The sequence below is a fragment of the Lentzea xerophila genome, assembly GCF_051094245.1.
Taxonomy (GTDB): Bacteria; Actinomycetota; Actinomycetes; order Mycobacteriales; family Pseudonocardiaceae; genus Lentzea; species Lentzea xerophila.
This window is the reverse complement of record NZ_CP194934.1, coordinates 842,897-859,334: the sequence shown is the minus strand read 5'-3', so window position 1 is coordinate 859,334 and position 16,438 is coordinate 842,897. Positions and strand designations below refer to the sequence as shown.

Annotated in this window: 13 protein-coding genes and 2 pseudogenes; 4 read left to right on the top strand and 11 right to left on the bottom strand. The window is 69.7% G+C overall.

The window, feature by feature from the left end; translation table 11 throughout:
• Positions 1 to 41: 41 nt before the first annotated feature.
• Positions 42 to 3,419 (bottom strand): pyruvate carboxylase, encoded by a 3,378-nt coding sequence (locus tag ACRSBM_RS04245; RefSeq protein ID WP_434439945.1) that lies wholly within the window; start codon positions 3,417 to 3,419, stop codon positions 42 to 44.
• Between the two features lie 317 nt (positions 3,420 to 3,736).
• On the opposite strand from ACRSBM_RS04245, the gene ACRSBM_RS04240 reads away from it, so the two are divergent.
• Positions 3,737 to 5,101 carry a hypothetical protein gene (locus ACRSBM_RS04240; protein ID WP_434439944.1) on the top strand — a complete coding sequence of 455 codons (1,365 nt, stop codon included), beginning with the start codon at positions 3,737 to 3,739 and terminating at the stop codon, positions 5,099 to 5,101.
• A 339-nt stretch (positions 5,102 to 5,440) separates the two neighbouring features.
• On the opposite strand, the pseudogene ACRSBM_RS04235 reads toward ACRSBM_RS04240, so the two are convergent.
• The 3 genes and pseudogenes from ACRSBM_RS04235 to ACRSBM_RS04225 all read right to left on the bottom strand — a co-directional run.
• Positions 5,441 to 6,703 (bottom strand): annotated as a pseudogene (locus ACRSBM_RS04235) (ATP-dependent DNA helicase RecG); the annotation flags it as partial.
• Between the two features lie 1,305 nt (positions 6,704 to 8,008).
• Positions 8,009 to 8,506: pseudogene (locus ACRSBM_RS04230) on the bottom strand (OB-fold nucleic acid binding domain-containing protein); the annotation flags it as partial.
• 14 nt (positions 8,507 to 8,520) lie between these two features.
• Positions 8,521 to 10,131 carry a DAK2 domain-containing protein gene (locus ACRSBM_RS04225; protein WP_434439942.1) on the bottom strand — a complete coding sequence of 537 codons (1,611 nt, stop codon included), beginning with the start codon at positions 10,129 to 10,131 and terminating at the stop codon, positions 8,521 to 8,523.
• A gap of 148 nt (positions 10,132 to 10,279) precedes the next feature.
• Here ACRSBM_RS04225 and rpmB point away from each other — a divergent pair, with 148 nt between their 5' ends.
• Positions 10,280 to 10,471 (top strand): 50S ribosomal protein L28, encoded by a 192-nt coding sequence (gene rpmB / locus ACRSBM_RS04220; protein ID WP_030467945.1) that lies wholly within the window; start codon positions 10,280 to 10,282, stop codon positions 10,469 to 10,471.
• Between the two features lie 19 nt (positions 10,472 to 10,490).
• Here rpmB and ACRSBM_RS04215 read toward each other — a convergent pair whose 3' ends face one another.
• The 6 genes from ACRSBM_RS04215 to ACRSBM_RS04190 all read right to left on the bottom strand — a co-directional run bounded on the left by ACRSBM_RS04215 (position 10,491) and on the right by ACRSBM_RS04190 (position 14,356).
• Positions 10,491 to 11,396 (bottom strand): MFS transporter, encoded by a 906-nt coding sequence (locus tag ACRSBM_RS04215; RefSeq protein WP_434439939.1) that lies wholly within the window; start codon positions 11,394 to 11,396, stop codon positions 10,491 to 10,493.
• On the bottom strand, positions 11,323 to 11,625 hold the full coding sequence (locus ACRSBM_RS04210; RefSeq protein WP_434439937.1) for a hypothetical protein: 303 nt from the start codon (positions 11,623 to 11,625) through the stop codon (positions 11,323 to 11,325). Before ACRSBM_RS04210 ends, ACRSBM_RS04215 begins: the two co-directional genes overlap by 74 nt.
• 68 nt (positions 11,626 to 11,693) lie before the next feature.
• Entirely contained in the window at positions 11,694 to 12,368 is a 675-nt protein-coding gene (locus ACRSBM_RS04205) for a uracil-DNA glycosylase (RefSeq protein WP_434439935.1), read from the bottom strand.
• A 20-nt stretch (positions 12,369 to 12,388) separates the two neighbouring features.
• On the bottom strand, positions 12,389 to 12,910 hold the full coding sequence (locus ACRSBM_RS04200; protein ID WP_434439933.1) for a gamma carbonic anhydrase family protein: 522 nt from the start codon (positions 12,908 to 12,910) through the stop codon (positions 12,389 to 12,391).
• 10 nt (positions 12,911 to 12,920) lie between these two features.
• Entirely contained in the window at positions 12,921 to 13,331 is a 411-nt protein-coding gene (locus ACRSBM_RS04195; protein WP_434439931.1) for a GNAT family N-acetyltransferase, read from the bottom strand.
• 56 nt (positions 13,332 to 13,387) lie between these two features.
• Positions 13,388 to 14,356 (bottom strand): thiamine-phosphate kinase, encoded by a 969-nt coding sequence (locus ACRSBM_RS04190; RefSeq protein WP_434439929.1) that lies wholly within the window; start codon positions 14,354 to 14,356, stop codon positions 13,388 to 13,390.
• Positions 14,357 to 14,453: 97 nt separating this feature from the next.
• Between ACRSBM_RS04190 and ACRSBM_RS04185 the strand changes: the two genes are divergently transcribed.
• Positions 14,454 to 14,687 carry an Lrp/AsnC ligand binding domain-containing protein gene (locus ACRSBM_RS04185; protein WP_030467939.1) on the top strand — a complete coding sequence of 78 codons (234 nt, stop codon included), beginning with the start codon at positions 14,454 to 14,456 and terminating at the stop codon, positions 14,685 to 14,687.
• A 19-nt stretch (positions 14,688 to 14,706) separates the two neighbouring features.
• Entirely contained in the window at positions 14,707 to 15,270 is a 564-nt protein-coding gene (locus ACRSBM_RS04180) for a DUF3515 domain-containing protein (RefSeq protein WP_434439927.1), read from the top strand.
• On the opposite strand, the gene ACRSBM_RS04175 is transcribed toward ACRSBM_RS04180, so the two are convergent.
• On the bottom strand, positions 15,267 to 16,316 hold the full coding sequence (locus ACRSBM_RS04175; RefSeq protein WP_434439925.1) for a D-alanine--D-alanine ligase family protein: 1,050 nt from the start codon (positions 16,314 to 16,316) through the stop codon (positions 15,267 to 15,269). The genes ACRSBM_RS04180 and ACRSBM_RS04175 overlap by 4 nt on opposite strands.
• Positions 16,317 to 16,438 lie beyond the last annotated feature (122 nt).

Below are 16,438 nucleotides of genomic sequence, written 5' to 3'. Positions count from 1 at the left end.
GAAGGGCCCGGCGCGCGCCGGGCCCTTCGCGTGCACGACTACTACTCCAGGACGATCAGGAGGTCGCCGCCCTCGACCTGCTGGGCACCGCGCACCGCCAGGCGCTGCACCTTGCCCGCCTTCGGGGCGGTGATCGCGGCCTCCATCTTCATGGCCTCGATCGTCGCGACGGTCTGCCCGGCGTCGACGCTGTCGCCCTCGGCCACCGCCGCCGTCACCACGCCCGCGAACGGTGCCGCGACGTGGTTCTGGTTGGTGCGGTCGGCCTTCTCGGCGGCCGGGATGTCGGCGGCCACCGAGCGGTCGCGGACCTGGATCGGCCGCAGCTGACCGTTCAGGGTCGCCATGACCGTGCGGATGCCGCGCGCGTCGGCCTCGGAGATCGCCTCCAGGCCGATGAGCAGGCGCACACCGGGTTCCAGGTCGACGGAGTACTCCTCGCCGGGACGCAGACCGTAGAAGAAGTCCTTGGAGCGCAACACCGACGTGTCGCCGTAAGCGTCGCGGTGCGCGCGGAACTCCTTGGTGGGCGCCGGGAACAGCAGCCTGTTCAACGTCGCCCGCCGGTCGTCGACCAGCCCTGCCTCGTCCTGCGCCGACAGCTCCTCGACCGGCTTCGGGGCCGGCCGGCCCTCGAGGGCCTTGCTGCGGAACGGCTCCGGCCAGCCGCCGGGCGGGTCGCCCAGCTCGCCGTGCAGGAAGCCGATCACCGAGGCGGGGATGTCGAACTTGCCGGGGTTCTCCTCGAACTCCTTCGGCGAGACGCCCGCGCCCACGAGGTGCAGCGCGAGGTCACCGACGACCTTGGACGACGGCGTCACCTTCACGAGGTGGCCGAGCATGCGGTCGGCGGCCGCGTACATCGACTCGATCTCCTCGAACTTCTCGCCGAGACCGAGAGCGACGGCCTGGGTCCGCAGGTTCGAGAGCTGACCACCGGGGATCTCGTGGTGGTAGACGCGGCCGGTCGGGCCGGGGATGCCGGACTCGAACGGCGCGTAGATCTTGCGCACCGACTCCCAGTACGGCTCCAGGTCGCAGACGTTCTGCAGGTCGAGGCCGGTGGAGTGCTCGGTGTGGTCGGTCAGCGCCACGATCGACGACAGCGGCGGCTGCGACGTGGTGCCCGCCATCGACGCGGTCGCGCCGTCGATCGCGTCCACGCCCGCCTGGATGGCCGCGAGGTAGGTGGCCAGCTGGCCACCGGCCGTGTCGTGCGTGTGGAGGTGGACCGGGAGGTCGAACTCCTTGCGCAGCGCCGTGATCAGGCGCGACGCGGCCGGAGCCCGCAGCAGGCCCGCCATGTCCTTGACGCACAGCACGTGCGCGCCGGCACCGACGATCTGCTCGGCGAGCTTGAGGTAGTAGTCCAGTGTGTACAGACGTTCGTCCGGGTTGGACAGATCGCTGGTGTAGCAGAGCGCCACCTCGGCGACCGCCGTCCCGGTCTCGCGCACGGCCTCGATCGCCGGTCGCATCTGCTCGACGTCGTTGAGGGCGTCGAAGATCCGGAAGATGTCGATGCCGGTGTTCGTCGCCTCCTGCACGAACGCCTTGGTGACCGCCTCGGGGTACGGCGTGTAGCCGACCGTGTTGCGGCCGCGCAGCAGCATCTGCAGGTTGATGTTCGGCACGGCCTCGCGCAGCGCGGCGAGCCGCTCCCACGGGTCCTCCGCGAGGAACCGCAGCGCCACGTCGTAGGTCGCGCCGCCCCAGCACTCCAGGGACAGCAGCTCCGGCGTCATGCGCGCGACGTGCGGCGCGACGGCGAGCAGGTCCTTGGTGCGTACTCGGGTGGCGAGCAGCGACTGGTGGGCGTCGCGGAACGTCGTGTCCGTGACGCCGACGGCCCTGTTCTCCCGCATCCACCGCGCGAAGCCCTCGGGACCGAGCTCGACCAGCTTCTGCTTCGACCCGGGAGCCGGTTCGGCGTTCAGGTCGATGACCGGCAGCTTCTCGCGCGGGTCCACCGCCGTCGGGCGGGTGCCGTTCGGGTGGTTGACCGTGACGTCCGCGAGGTAGGTCAGCAGGCGCGTGCCGCGGTCGGCCGAGTGGCGCGCCGTCAGCAGGTGCGGGCGCTTCTCGATGAACGACGTGGTGACGCGGCCCTCGTAGAAGTCCGGGTCGTCCAGCACGGCCTGGATGAACGGGATGTTCGTGGACACACCGCGGATGCGGAACTCCGCGATCGCACGACGCGCACGGGCGACGGCGAGGCCGAAGTTGCGGCCGCGGCACGTGAGCTTCACGAGCATCGAGTCGAAGTGGGGGCTGATCGCCATGCCCGCACCGGCCGTGCCGCCGTCGAGGCGGATGCCGGAACCACCCGGCGAGCGGTAGGCGCTGATCGTGCCGGTGTCCGGGCGGAACCCGTTGGCCGGGTCCTCCGTGGTGATGCGGCACTGCAGGGCCGCTCCGCGCAGCTGGACGGTGTCCTGGGACAGCCCCAGGTCCTCCAGCGTCTCGCCGGACGCGATGCGCATCTGCGACTGCACCAGGTCGACGTCGGTCACCTCTTCCGTGACCGTGTGCTCGACCTGGATGCGCGGGTTCATCTCGATGAAGACGTAGTGGCCTTCGGGGTCGAGGAGGAACTCGACGGTGCCGGCGTTGCGGTAGCCGATGTGCCGCGCGAACTTCACCGCGTCGGCGCAGATGCGGTCGCGCAGCTCGGGTGCGAGGTTCGGCGCCGGCGCGATCTCGATGACCTTCTGGTGGCGCCGCTGCACGGAGCAGTCGCGCTCGAAGAGGTGGATCACGTTGCCCTGGCCGTCGGCGAGGATCTGCACCTCGATGTGGCGTGGCTCGACCACGGCCTGTTCGAGGAACACCGTCGGGTCGCCGAACGCCGACTCCGCCTCGCGTGACGCCGCCTCCAGCGCCTCACGCAGCGCGGCCGGGTCGTCGACCTTGCGCATGCCCCGGCCGCCACCACCGGCGACGGCCTTCACGAAGACCGGGAAGCGCATGGTCTTCGACGCCTCGAGCAGCTCGTCGACGTCCGACGACGGCGCACTCGACTCCAGCACCGGCAGCCCGGCCTCACGGGCCGCCGCGATGGCGCGCGCCTTGTTGCCGGTCAGCTCCAGCACCTCGGCGACGGGGCCGACGAAGGTGAGGCCTGCCTCACGGCACGCCAGCGCGAGCTCCGGGTTCTCGGACAAGAAGCCGTAACCGGGGTAGATCGCGTCGGCGCCGGCCTTGCGGGCGGCCTTGATGATCTCTTCGACGGAAAGGTAGGCGCGGACGGGATGCCCGGGCTCACCGATCTCGTACGACTCGTCCGCCTTCAAGCGGTGCAGCGAGTTTCGGTCCTCGTGAGGGAAAACGGCGACCGTTCCCGCGCCCAGTTCGTAGGCGGCTCGGAACGCGCGAATCGCGATCTCGCCGCGGTTGGCGACAAGAACCTTGCGGAACATCCGTAGCCCTCCCGGAGTTACTCGACGGTCAGTTCAGGCACGTTACCGTGCAGCTCTTGCCAGGTGGGAGGACTGTCCCACGTGATGGGTGTCATCCTGATCGGTCTTGCACGCCTGAATTCTCGCCTGGTGGGAACCAGGTGGACACCCGCCACCCGGTCAGACTCCGGCCGGTAGTGGGTTTAACCAGATCGAGTGACGATCTTGGTAACTATCTCGGTAGGGTGAGCCATATGGCCGGGGCTGATGGAGCCGGGCAGCCTACTGCCCGCACACCGCATTTCGACGTTGTCCTTCGTGGTTACAACCAGCGACAGGTGAACGAACGAGTCACCCGCTTGGAGTTCGACCTCAAGAACTCGAACCGCTCCCGTGACGCGGCCGCCGCGCAGGTGGCGGAGCTCACGAAGCTCTTGAACTCCATGCGCGCCGACCTCGACAAGAGCAAGATCCAGCTCCAGAACCTCGCCAACAGCCCAGTGAGCGCCTCGAACGTCACCGAGCGCGTCCGCGTGATGATGAGCCTGGCCGAGGAAGAGATCGCGGACATCCGCAAGGACGCCCTCGACAAGGCCGCCGCGACGCGCGGCGAGGCCGAGAAGTGGGCCGCGGAACAGCGTGAGGCGCACCAGCGCCTGCTCGCCGAGACCGAGGCCCGCCGCAAACAGCTCGAGGTCACCTACCAGCAGCGCCACGCCGAACTCGACCAGCAGTTCGCCGCTCGCAGGTCCGAACTGGAGACCGAGCACTCGTCGCTGAAGGCGAAGCTCACCGCCGAACACGAGGCGCTGGTCGCCGAGGTGCGCGCGAACGGTGAGCGCGTCGCCGCCGAGTTCGAGAAGAAGTCGGCCGACCTGGACACCCACCGCGTCGAGCTCGACCAGAAGTACAAGGCGTACCACGACGAGCTGGACAAGGAGTACGACGGCCTCAAGGCGAAGCTGACCGCCGAGCACCAGAAGGTGCTGGCGGACGCGCGGGCCGAGGCCGACAGCATCGTCACCGACGCCGAGACCAAGCGGACCGAGGCGCTGCGGAAGCTCGACGGCGAACTGAAGGCCAAGCAGGCGGAGGCCGAGAAGACCCTCTCCGAACTGGAGGCCGAGTCGCTCGCCCGCGCCGAGAAGACCACCGCCGACGCGTCCGCGCAGGCAGTGGCCCTGGTCAGCGCCGCGGAGGAGAAGGCGGCGACGACCCTGCGCGAGGCCGAGGACAAGGCTTCGACGACGGTCGCGGAGGCCACGCAGAAGGCCGCCACCACCGTGCGGGAGGCCGACGAGAAGGCCACGAAGCTCGTCCGCGACGCCGAGCAGCATGCGGCGACCACGGTCCGCGAGGCTGACGAGAAGGCCGCCACCACGGTGCGCGAGGCCGACGAGAAGGCGACGAAGCTCCTCCGCGACGCCGAGGAGAAGTCGGCGGCCGCCGTGGCCGAGGCCGACCAGCGCGCGGCCGCCGCGGCCGAGAAGGAGGCCTCGCTGCGTTCGGCGCACGACAACCTCGCCACGCAGTTCCACGCCGCGCAGGCCGCGGTGGAGGCGGCGATGTCGGTGCTGAAGCCGCTGGAGGACGGCGCCGCCGAGGCCGACGCCGACGAGACCGAGGCCGCTCCGGCTGATTCGGCTGGTTCGTCCTCGGAGCAGAAGACCGAGCAACTGCCGAAGCCGCGGCAGAAGGGCTGAGCTCGCGTTCGAGCGGGGCGGCGGCAGGCTGGTCGTCGCCTGGGTGGCGTGGCCGCTGCCGTTCGCCGGGTTGCGGGCGGTCGCCGGTCAGGCCGCGGATCGCCTTCGGGCACGGCCTCAGGCTGCGGTGGCGGCCGGGGTCGCGAAACGCTGCCGGGCGCGGTCACCCAACTGCGGAAACCGGGCGCGAACGCTGCCGGCGGTCCCCCCAGGACACGGGTGGGCCGGAGGCCAGACGAGGTCACGGGCGAACCAGCGTGGCCTCCAACCGGGACACGACCTGCTCGCCCTCGGACCTCCACGTCAACCGCAGCCAACCAGCCGCGCCCGGACCGCCTCCTAGGTCTTCTCCAGGAAGTCGGCCCGCTCCTCCGTCAGCAGCGTCGCCACCATCCCCGCCAGCCCGGGGTGCTTCTCCAGGTCCGGGTCCGCGTCCACGACCTGCTGCGCCGCCTGGCGGGCGTCCGCGATGATGTCCTCGTCGCGCAGCAGGGAGAGCATCTTCAGGCCCGAGCGGCGGCCTGACTGGGCGGCGCCCAGGATGTCGCCCTCGCGGCGCAGTTCCAGGTCCAGCTGGGCCAGTTCGAAGCCGTCCAGAGTGGACTCGACGGCGCGCAGGCGTTCCATCGTGGCCGTCATCTCCGGCATCTCGGTGACCAGCAGGCAGAGGCCCGGCGCGCTGCCCCGGCCGACGCGGCCGCGGAGCTGGTGGAGCTGCGAGACGCCGAAGCGGTCGGCGTCCATGATCGCCATGACGGTGGCGTTCGGGACGTTGACGCCCACCTCGATGACGGTGGTGGCGACCAGGACGTTGACCTCGTTGGCGGCGAAGGCGCGCATCACGGCGTCCTTCTCGTCTGGAGGCATGCGGCCGTGCAGGATCTCGATGCGCAGGCCGCGCAACGGGCCCTGGGCGAGCATGGTCGCGACGTCGATCACGGACAGGGCCGGGCGCCTGTCCTCGTCGTCGGACTTCGCGGGCTCCTCGTCGCCGATGCGCGGGCAGACGAAGTACGCCTGGTGGCCGGCCGCGACTTCTTCACGCACTCGGGCGAAAGCGCGGTCGAGCCACGCGGGCTTCTCGCGCACCGGCACGACCGAGGTCTTGATCGGCGAGCGGCCGCCGGGCAGCTCACGCAGCGCGGACACCTCCAGATCGCCGTAGACGGTCATCGCGACCGTGCGCGGGATCGGGGTCGCCGTCATCACCAGCACGTGCGGGTTCTCGCGTTCGCCGCGCGCCGACAGGGCGGCGCGTTGCTCGACGCCGAAGCGGTGCTGTTCGTCGACCACGACGAGGCCCAGCGAGTGGAACTCCACCTTCTCCTGGATGATCGCGTGCGTGCCGACGACGATGCCCGCCTCGCCGGTCACGATGTCGAGCAACGCCTGGCGCCGCTGGGCGGTGTTCATCGAGCCGGTCAGCAACGTCACGCGCGTCGCGTCCTCGGCGCCGCCCAGCTGGCCCGCCTGGGCGAGGTCGCCGAGCATCTCGGTCAGCGAGCGGGCGTGTTGCGCCGCAAGGACTTCCGTGGGCGCGAGCATCGCCGACTGACGGCCGGCGTCGACGGCCTGGAGCATTGCTCGCAACGCGACCATCGTGTTGTGGGTGACCACGAAGTGGTCGGTGACGTAGAGCTGGTCTGGGTGCGCGATCGAGATGCACTGCACCGGCTTACGCCCGACGAACTCGACCGCACGGATCGCGCGCACGGGCTTCTCGTACTCGGTGCGCTCCCGCACGAGCTCCGCTTTCCGGGCGAGACGGAACGGCGGGAACTCGTTCGGCAGGCGAAGGCTGACCTGGTGGTACGTGTTTCCCATCTGTTCGACGGGACGGACGCTGCCCGTGCCCCCCAGTGACTCCGCCAACCAGGACACCTGGTCAGCGAGCCGTGGCGACGCCGGCGAGAAGGTCACGTGCGAGCCATGGTCGAGCGCGCCATCGATGTCCAGCAGCCCTTGCAACAGCGCATGCCGCACCTTCACCGGGGCGATCAGATAGTTCTCCGGCAGGAACTTGTCCTCGGCACGGCGGCCGTGCACCCCGAGAGTCCGCGGTGCGCCCTTCGGGAGAGCCGCCGCCAGTTCTTCGAGCAGCTCAGGATCAGCGCCGGTGAGCAGCGAGCCGGCACCGATCAACAGCCCCAACGCGTACGGGTCCAGCGGTCGTTCGGTCACACAGTCCAGCTCGGGTGCCTCGACCACAGGCAGATGCCACTTCGATGCGCCGCTCGCCGTCGTCAGGTCGTCGCGGATCTCACGCAACGTCAGCACTTCGAGCGGATTCCACCGGTCGCTCGTGTGCACCGCCCACAGGTGCTCGAGATCAGACTCCACGCTGCGCCCGTCCGAGAGCACGACGCGGTAGACGTCTCGCTCACCCTGGGGGAAGACGCCGGTCACGACGGTGACCTCGCCGCCGGCCGCGATCACCTCGTCCCCAACCCGAACGTCGCCCATCCGGATGAAGCCGGTCGGCGTGAGCACGAGCGAGTCGAGCGGTTGTGCCTTTCCTGAACCCACCTCCCCCTGCAGCAACCGGTTCATCGGCACGGTGGACTCGAGATCCGCCGAGATCTGCGCACCGACCTCGACCTGGCCGTTGGTCAGCGTGAACGGCAGCCGCGCGTCGAACGCGTCCAGGATCCCGCCGGATCTACGCGCGCAAGCGGGCGCCGGGCGGGCCGTGGAGGCCTTGCGGCGCTGCGCCAGGGCCAGCTGCACGGCGAGGGCCTCGTCCCACTTCAGGCGCTGCTGCGCCACGGTGATCTCCGCCCAGCTGTCCGGCCGGTGGATCGACCGCAACGCCTCCTCCAGGCCGATCAGGCCCTGCTCGGCGCGGAAGTCGGCGGGCAGCGGGTCTTCCGGCACGCCGTCCCAGATCTCCAGCAGCTGCTTCACGCAGTTCGCGATGTTCCACGTGTTGATGTGCTGCGACGCCGGGTAGACGGGCAGGAACGCCTGCAGGAACGACGACCCGTCCCGTTCCGCGGTGAGGACCTCGAACGCCGGGTGCACCAGCTGCAGGTTCTGCCGGTAGCGGCCGACCTTGCCCGCGAACAGCGCGCGCGTGCCGGGCAGCAGCTCCTGCTCGGCGACGAAGGCCGGCTTGCCGAAGAACACCAGGTGCAGCTCGGAGGTGCCGTCGGTGATCACGGCCTCGGTCATCTGGCCGCGGCGCGCCTTCATCTGCCGCTTCACGCACTTGCGGACCTCGGCCTGCACCGTCACGTGCTCGTCGATTTCCAGCGACCGGATGTCGGTCAGCTTCCCGCGCTCGTCGTAGCGGCGCGGGTAGTGGCGCAGCAGGTCACCGACCGTCGTGAGGCCGAGGCCGGTCTCCAGTGCGTCGGCGGTCTTCTTGCCGAGCAACGGCTGCAGCTTGTCGTCGAAGGAGATCATCGTTTCCCATTGAACTACTCGACACCGACAAAAATGACCGCGTCCGGCTGGCCACCCGGATACGCCGTCACCTCGACCTCCGGATGGGTGACGCGCACGTGGTCCTCCACCACCTCGGCCAGGCCGTCCGGCGCGTCCGCGCCCAGGATCACCGTCACCAGCTCGCCGCCGCCCGCCAGCATGCGGTCGACCAGGCGGCAGGACAGGTCCATCACCGACTCCGGCGCCGCGGGGCCGGGCTCGATCAGCACGACCTCGCCGTCCAGCATGCCGAGCAGGTCGCCGGGCTGGCAGCGGCCCACCCAGGTCAGCGCCTCGTCGGCCGCGATGGAGAGCTCACCGCGGCGGGTGGCGGCAGCGGCCTCGGCCATCGCGACGACGTCGTCACCCGCGCGGCGAGTGGAGTCGTGCACCGCCAACGCCGCGAGGGCCTGCACGGGCGAGAACGTCGGCACCACCACTACGTCCTGCCCAGCAGCCTGGGCGTACGCGACGGCCTCATCAAGAACCTCACGGAGAGCCGGATCACCGGGCAGCACCGCGACGTGCCGCGCGCGCGTCGACACGATGGCCGACAACAGGTCCGTGGGCGTCGCCGAAGTAGAAGCGAGGTCGAACACCGTGGCGCCCTCGGCGCGGAACAGGTCGACAGCGCCGCTCACCACCACCACGATCGCCCGGTCGCGCACGAAACGAGAGGCCTGCGCGGCGATCTGGTCGGCGAACCGCGCCACGGTGATGCGGTGCGGACGTCCCGCGCGCACCCCCGCCTCGATCGCCGCGCCGATGTCGTTGCAGTGCACGTGCACGGTCCACAACGAGGCTCCGTCGCCCACGACCGACACGCAGTCGCCCAGCCCGTTCAACGTGGCGCGGAGCTCGCCCACGAGGTCGTCAGAGGTCTCGTCGATCAGGTACATGACCTCGTACTCGAACTCCGAAGACCCGCTCTCGCGCTCGGTCGTCAGCGACTCCGGCGTGCGCGCCAGCAGAGGCGCGTCCATCGGTGTTTCCACCTGCTGGCCGGTGATCACCGCGGCCAATGTGTCCAAGAACACAACGAGTCCGCGACCGCCCGCGTCGACCACCCCGGCCTTGGCCAGAACGGCGAGCTGACGCGGCGTGTCGGCCAATGCGACGGCACTCGCGCGCGACGCCGCCATCACCACCTCGTCCAGCTCGTCGGACGGGCAGTCACGAGCCGCCTCGGACGCGGCGTGCAGCACCGACAGGACCGTGCCGGGAACGGGCTTGGACACCGCGGCGGTGGCCAGCTCGTCGGCCCGGTGCAGGCCCTTGCGCAGCGCCGAGCCGGTGACCAGGGAAACCTCCTGGACGGTCTCCGCCAGGCCCCTGAGCACCTGCGACAGGATCACGCCCGAGTTGCCGCGGGCACCGGCCAGCGCGCCGCGGGCGAGCGCCGACAGCGCGTCCCCCACCGTCGACATGGGCGAGCGCAGCAGCGCGTCGAGCGCCGACTGCATCGTGTGCAGCAGGTTCGTCCCTGTGTCACCATCCGGGACGGGGAAGACGTTGATCTGGTCGATCGACTCCCGATTGGCGTCCAACGACCGCACGCAGGCGTCTGCCCATCTGCGCACCGCGACCGCATCCATGACCTGCATGGCGGCGAGAGTATCCACCCGGTTTGGTCGCGGGTGAGGCCACCGGCTACCCTCGTTGAGTTGCCGTGCCCGGTTGAGGCTTGTGCACGCTTGCGCGCCCACCGGGACGCGAGACTTACCGCTTGAGGAACCTGAAGGAGTGGCTGACGTGGCTGCCGTGTGCGACGTCTGTGGCAAGGGGCCGGGCTTCGGCCATTCGGTTTCGCACTCCCAGCGGAAGACGAACCGCCGCTGGAACCCGAACATCCAGTCTGTGCGCGCAAAGGTTTCGGCCTCGCAGCGCCAGCGGATCAACGTGTGCACGTCCTGCCTGAAGGCCGGCAAGGTCGTGCGCGGCTGATCACCGCCACAGTTCGTTTCTAGTTCGAGAAGAGCCCGGCTTCGGCCGGGCTCTTCTCGCGTTTCAGGGCTCGGTGCACGAACACCAGGCAGGCCACGCCGACGAGCAACGCCCCGGTGCCGCCGAGTGCGAACACCGCTCGTGGCCCCATGACCAGCAACAGCCCACCTGCGGCTGCCGTCCCGAGCAGGTTCGCCCCGATCACCATCGACCCGGCCGCGGCGAACGCACGGCCGCGCATCTCCTCGGGCGTGCGCAACCGCACGATGGCGTTCATGGTCACGTTGCCCACACCGTTCGACACGCCACCGATCAACCAGCCGACTCCCGCCGCTACGACCAGCGGGAACGTCGCCGGGATCAACACCGCGACGCCCGTGGTGACACCGGAGATCGCGAGCCAGTAGGCGACCTCCGGCACGGTCTTCAACCGCGCCACCAGCCGGTTGCCGAGCAGGATTCCGACCATCCAGCACGCCTGCATCGCGCCCAGCACGAACTCGTCGCCGTGCAGCACGTACCGCACGAACGCGGGATCAGCGACGTTGATCACGACGACCGCGCCGACGACCAACGCCAGCCCGATGATCGAGGCGAACAACACGGGATCCCGCCGCACGTGCCGGATGCCCGCGAGGGCACTGGGACGCCTCGCGTGGTCGCCTGACGGCCTGCGTTCCGACCGCACGAACACAAGCAGCGCTGCGTAAGCGATGAAGGTGCAGCCGTCGATGAGCAACGCGGCGGGATGGCCGAAGATCCCAGCGAGCACCGCGCCACCGGTCACACCCGCGATGTTGCCGACGCTGCGCGCGGTGCCGAGCCACGCATAACCACGCGTCGCCTCTTCCTCACCCGCGATGTGCGGCACGAGAGCGGAGGTGGCGGGCACGGCGACCGCGCGGCCGCAGCCCGATACGAACACCAGCGCCACCACGAAGGCCGGCTGCCCCAATCAACGGCGCGATGGCCGCGATCGCGACGCCCTGGAACAGCAACGCGATGATCAGCAGACGGCGGTTCGGCAGCCGGTCGACGAGCATGCCGGCGAGAGGTGCGCCGAGCACGAGCGGCAGCAGTTCGGCGACCAGGATCGCGGCGACCAGCAGCGGGCTGATCGGCGTCGCCCAGAACAGCAGGACGAGCAACGACAACGAGTTGCCGAACTCGGAGACGGCCGCTCCCGCGGCCGTCAGCCGGAGATCACGTCTTGCCTGCGGAACTACGGCAGCTTCCAGTCGATCGGATCCGCGCCCTGCTTCTCCAGCAGGTCGTTGGCACGGCTGAACGGCTTCGAACCGAAGAACCCGGAGTGCGCCGACAACGGCGACGGGTGCGCGGACTCGATGGCCGGCAACGGTTCGAGCAGCGGGCGCAGGTTGCGCGCGTTGCGGCCCCACAGGATCGAGACCAGCGGTGCGTCACGGGCGGCGAGAGCCTTGATGGCCTGCTCGGTGACCTTCTCCCAGCCCTTGCCCTGGTGGGAGTTGGCCTTGCCGGGCTGCACGGTCAGCGCCCTGTTGAGCAGCAGCACACCGCGCTCGGCCCACGGGGTCAGGTCGCCGTTGGACGGCAACGGGTGACCGAGGTCCTCGGCGTATTCCTTGTAGATGTTGATCAGCGACTTGGGGATGGGCCGCACATCGGGGGCCACCGAGAACGACAGGCCGACCGCGTGACCGGGCGTCGGGTACGGGTCCTGCCCGACGATCAGCACCTTCACCTGGTGGAACGGCTGCTGGAAGGCACGCAGCACGTTCTCGCCCGCGGGGAGGTAGGTGCGGCCGGCGGCGACCTCCGCGCGCAGGAACTCACCCATGGCGGCGATCTGGTCAGCAACGGGGGCGAGAGCTTCAGCCCAACCGGCTTCGACAACTTCGTTGAGGGGACGAGCCACGGCTGTGAACCCTATCCCACTCAGTCCAAACGACGGAGCTTCTCCCGGTACAGGGCGATGTTCTGCACGTATTTCTCCACAATGAATTCCCAGGCCCGTTCCGGCACAACGTGTCCGGGGCGCTCACGGGCGGGAACACCCAGCACCATCGTGCGTTCGCGGACGTGGCCGTCGAACGAGACCACCGCGCCGGCGCCGACGATCGCGCCCTTCTCCACGATGGAACCGTTGAGCACCACCGACCCTGACGCGATCAGGCATTCGTCCGAGACCGTCGCGCCCTCGATGTGGACGTTGTGGCCGATGACGCACGACGACCCGATGTGCACCGGGTGGACCTCGGTGCAGTGGATGACCGTGCCGTCCTGGATCGACGTGCGCTCGTCCACGACGATGCGCCCGTAGTCACCGCGCAGCACGGCCTGCGGCCAGACCGACGAGAACGCGCCGATGCGCACGTCGCCGATCACCGTCGCGTCCGGGTGCACGTACGCGTCCGGGTGGATCTGCGGCGTGTAGTCCCCCAACGCATAAATGGCCATGCGCCCGAACCTACAACGACTTCCCGTAGCAACGACTCTCCGGGTGGTCGCGGTACACGCCGAAGTTGTCGATCCGGTCGTAGCCGCTGGTCGTGTACAGGCTGATCGCCTCCGGCTGGCGCAGGCCGGTCTCCAGCACCATCCGCCGCAGGCCCGCCTCGCGCGCGGTGACCTCCAGGTGGGCGAGCACGAGCCGCGAGAGGCCCCTGCCCCGCACGGACTCGACGACGTACATCCGCTTGATCTCCGCGGCGCCTTCGATCTCGTCGTTGATGCGCCAGCCGCCGCACGCGACCGGCACCCCGTCGAGGTAGCCGATCACGAAGTAGCCGAGCGGTGCGGCGAACTGCGCCGGGTCGACCGGCGTGACGTCGACGTCGCCGTAGCGCTCGACGTAGACCTGCTGGAGGTCGGCGATCATCTTGACCGAGTCTGGATGGTCATACGTGCGCGTGCATAGTTCCACGACCGTGGAGTCTACGCCCGCCAGTGCTCCCAGCCAGGAGGTTTTTCGTAAACCCTGCCGTCGACCGTCACTCCTTCGCCCGCACGGACCGTGCCGATCGTCGTCCAGTTCGGCGGAACCGCCTTCGGCCCGGGGAACGTCGCCGCGAGGGCGTGGTCCTCGCCTCCGGTCAGCGCCCAGTGCCGCGCGTCCCCGCCGAGCGCCGACGCGACGTCGAGCAGGCGCGGGTGCAACGGCAGCAGCTCGGTGCGGATGTCGATCGCCACGCCCGAGGAGTCCGTGATGTGGCTCAGGTCCTGCAGCAGGCCGTCCGAGATGTCGATCATCGACGTGGCGCCCGCCTCCGCGGCCCTGGGCCCCTCCTCGTACGGCGGCTCCGGGGTGCGCTGGGCGTTCACGATGCCGACCGGCGAACGGAACCCGCGGCCGAGCACGGCCAGTCCCGCCGCCGCCCAGCCGAGCCTCCCGGTGACCGCCACGACGTCCCCGACGAGCGCGCCGGACCTCGTGATCGGCTCGAGCCCGTTCATGTCGCCCATGGCGGTGATGGAGATCACCAGCGTGGCGGAGCTGACCATGTCGCCCCCGACGATGCCCGCGCCGGCCACCGCCGCCTCCTCCCACAGGCCCGACATGATCCCCTCGACGACCGACGCCGGGGTGTCGGCGGGACAGGCGAAACCGACGAGCAGGGCGGACGGCAGCGCCCCCATCGCGACGACGTCGGCGAGGTTCACCGCCGCCGCTTTTCGGCCCACCTGCTCAGGACTGGACCAGTCGAGTCTGAAGTGGACACCCTCGACGAGCACGTCCATCGAGGCGACGACCCGTCCGTCCGGCACGGCGACGACGGCCGCGTCGTCGCCGGGACCGAGGATGGTCGTCTCCGGCTGCGCCCGACCGGTCGTCACCCGGTGGATGAGATTGAACTCACCCACATCGGCGACCGTCTCCGCGTCGCGCGGCGGCTCCGGACGCAAAGTTGCCTCCCAATCTGAGCATTCGGAACCCCAACTGGGGTACGTTGCGTGACACGTTCCTACCTCGACCCAACCTGTCGCGACGAAGGGGCACGCCGTGGTGCATGCATACATCCTCATCCAGACCGAGGTCGGCAAGGCCGCCGCAGTCGCCTCCGAGATTTCCGGAATCGCCGGGGTAGCAACCGCAGAGGACGTCACCGGTCCTTACGACGTCATCGTCCGCGCCGAAGCGGAGACCGTCGACCAGCTCGGCCAGCTCGTGGTCGCCCGCATCCAGAACGTCGAGGGCATCACGCGGACGCTGACCTGCCCGGTGGTCCATCTCTGACCCGTGTTGTCATAACCGGGTGACTCAGCAGGAAACCACGTCGGCGCTGTCCCGGCCACTGCTCGCGGCGGTCGGGCTCGCCGTGCTGCTCGCCATCGGTGTCGCCGGGCTCGGTCTCGTGCTGGGCACGGGAAACCAGGTCGAGGACGTGCCCGGCCGCACGGGTCCCCTCGCGCTGGTCTCGATCGACGCGCCGTCCGCCGGCTCCCCGGAATGCGCTTCCCTGGTCGGGAAGCTGCCGGTGGGGCTGCCGTCCGGGAAGGACATGCTGCCGCGCCGGGAGATCGCCTCGCCCGCGCCGCCCGCCACGGTGGCGTGGGGTGACGCCAAACACGACCCGGTCGTGCTGCGCTGCGGGTTGCCGCGGCCGTCCGAGCTGTCGGCGACCTCGCAGCTGCGGGTGATCTCCGACGTCCAGTGGCTGCAGCTGCCCGGTTCGGGCAGCTCGACGTGGGTGATCGTGGACCGCGGCGTGTACGTGGCGCTGACGGTGCCCGACGACGCGGGCACCGGACCGTTGCAGGACATCTCCACGACGGTGCGCGACCTGCTGCCCAAGCAGCCGGTCAAGACTTCGCCCTAACGGAGACCCGAGCCGCGCGCGATGGCGGTCTCGATCAACGTGGTCAGCAGGGTCGTGAAGTCGATGCCGGTCGCCTCCCACGCCTTGGGGTACATGGAGATCGGCGTGAAGCCGGGCATGGTGTTGAGCTCGTTGACGATCAGCTCGTTCTGCTCGGTGAGGAAGAAGTCCACCCTGGACAGACCCTGGCAGTCGAGCGCCTTGAACGCGGTGACGGACAGCTCGCGCAGCTGGGCGGTGGTCTCGTCGTCGAGCTTCGCCGGGATGTCGGCCTCGTAGGAGTCGTCGACGTACTTGGCGTTGTAGTCGTACCACTCGACGTTCTCGCCGACCGGGCGCAGCTCGGCGGGCAGCGAGGCCTCGACGCGGCCGTCCGGGAACTCCAGTACCGCCACTTCGATCTCACGGACGTTCGGCACGGCGGCCTCGATGATGACCTTGGGGTCGTGCTGGCGCGCCTCGAAGATCGCGGCGTCGAGGTCCGCCCAGTCGTTCACCTTCGAGACGCCGACGGACGACCCGGCGCGTGACGGCTTCACGAACACCGGCAGCCCGAGGTGCTCGCGCTCGTCGAGGGTCAGCGTGGCGGCAGCGCGGTCGAGCGCGACGAACTCGCCGACGTTGAGGCCCTCGGCCTGGAGGATCTTCTTGGCGAAGATCTTGTCCATGGCCGCGGCGCTCGCGAGCACGCCGGCCCCGACGTACGGCAGGCCACCGAGTTCGAGCAGGCCCTGGATGGTGCCGTCCTCGCCCCACGGGCCGTGCAGCAACGGGAAGACGACGTCGACGTCCTTCAGGGCCTGACCGGGCTCGGTCGCGGCGACGGTCGTGTTGCGCAGCGTCGGGAAGTTGCCGATGCCGGACTCCAGCGCGTTCGGGTCCGTGCCGAGTGCCCACTGCCCCTGCGGCGTGATGCCGACCGGCACCACCTCGAACCGGTCCGCGTCCAGGTAGGGCAGGACGCTCTTGGCGGACTGGCAGGAGACCTCGTGCTCCGAACTACGGCCGCCGAACACCACGGCCACCCTTGTCTTGCGCTGCGTCATGCGGGCGACCCTACCCGTTTGGGCTATTGTGCTTACCCGCCAGATCGACCTCTTTAAGGTCATTTCGTACTGGAGGACCGCAGTCGAGGAAGCCACCGGTGTCGTCGTGGCGCTGACCGTTG

Excerpts from the sequence above, each read along its gene's own strand:
- ACRSBM_RS04245 (WP_434439945.1), bottom strand. The coding sequence starts at position 3,419 with ATGTTCCGCAAGGTTCTTGTCGCCAACCGCGGCGAGATCGCGATTCGC.
- ACRSBM_RS04225 (WP_434439942.1), bottom strand. The coding sequence starts at position 10,131 with ATGCAGGTCATGGATGCGGTCGCGGTGCGCAGATGGGCAGACGCCTGC.
- ACRSBM_RS04200 (WP_434439933.1), bottom strand. The coding sequence starts at position 12,910 with ATGGCCATTTATGCGTTGGGGGACTACACGCCGCAGATCCACCCGGAC.
- ACRSBM_RS04195 (WP_434439931.1), bottom strand. The coding sequence starts at position 13,331 with ATGATCGCCGACCTCCAGCAGGTCTACGTCGAGCGCTACGGCGACGTC.
- ACRSBM_RS04175 (WP_434439925.1), bottom strand. The coding sequence starts at position 16,316 with ATGACGCAGCGCAAGACAAGGGTGGCCGTGGTGTTCGGCGGCCGTAGT.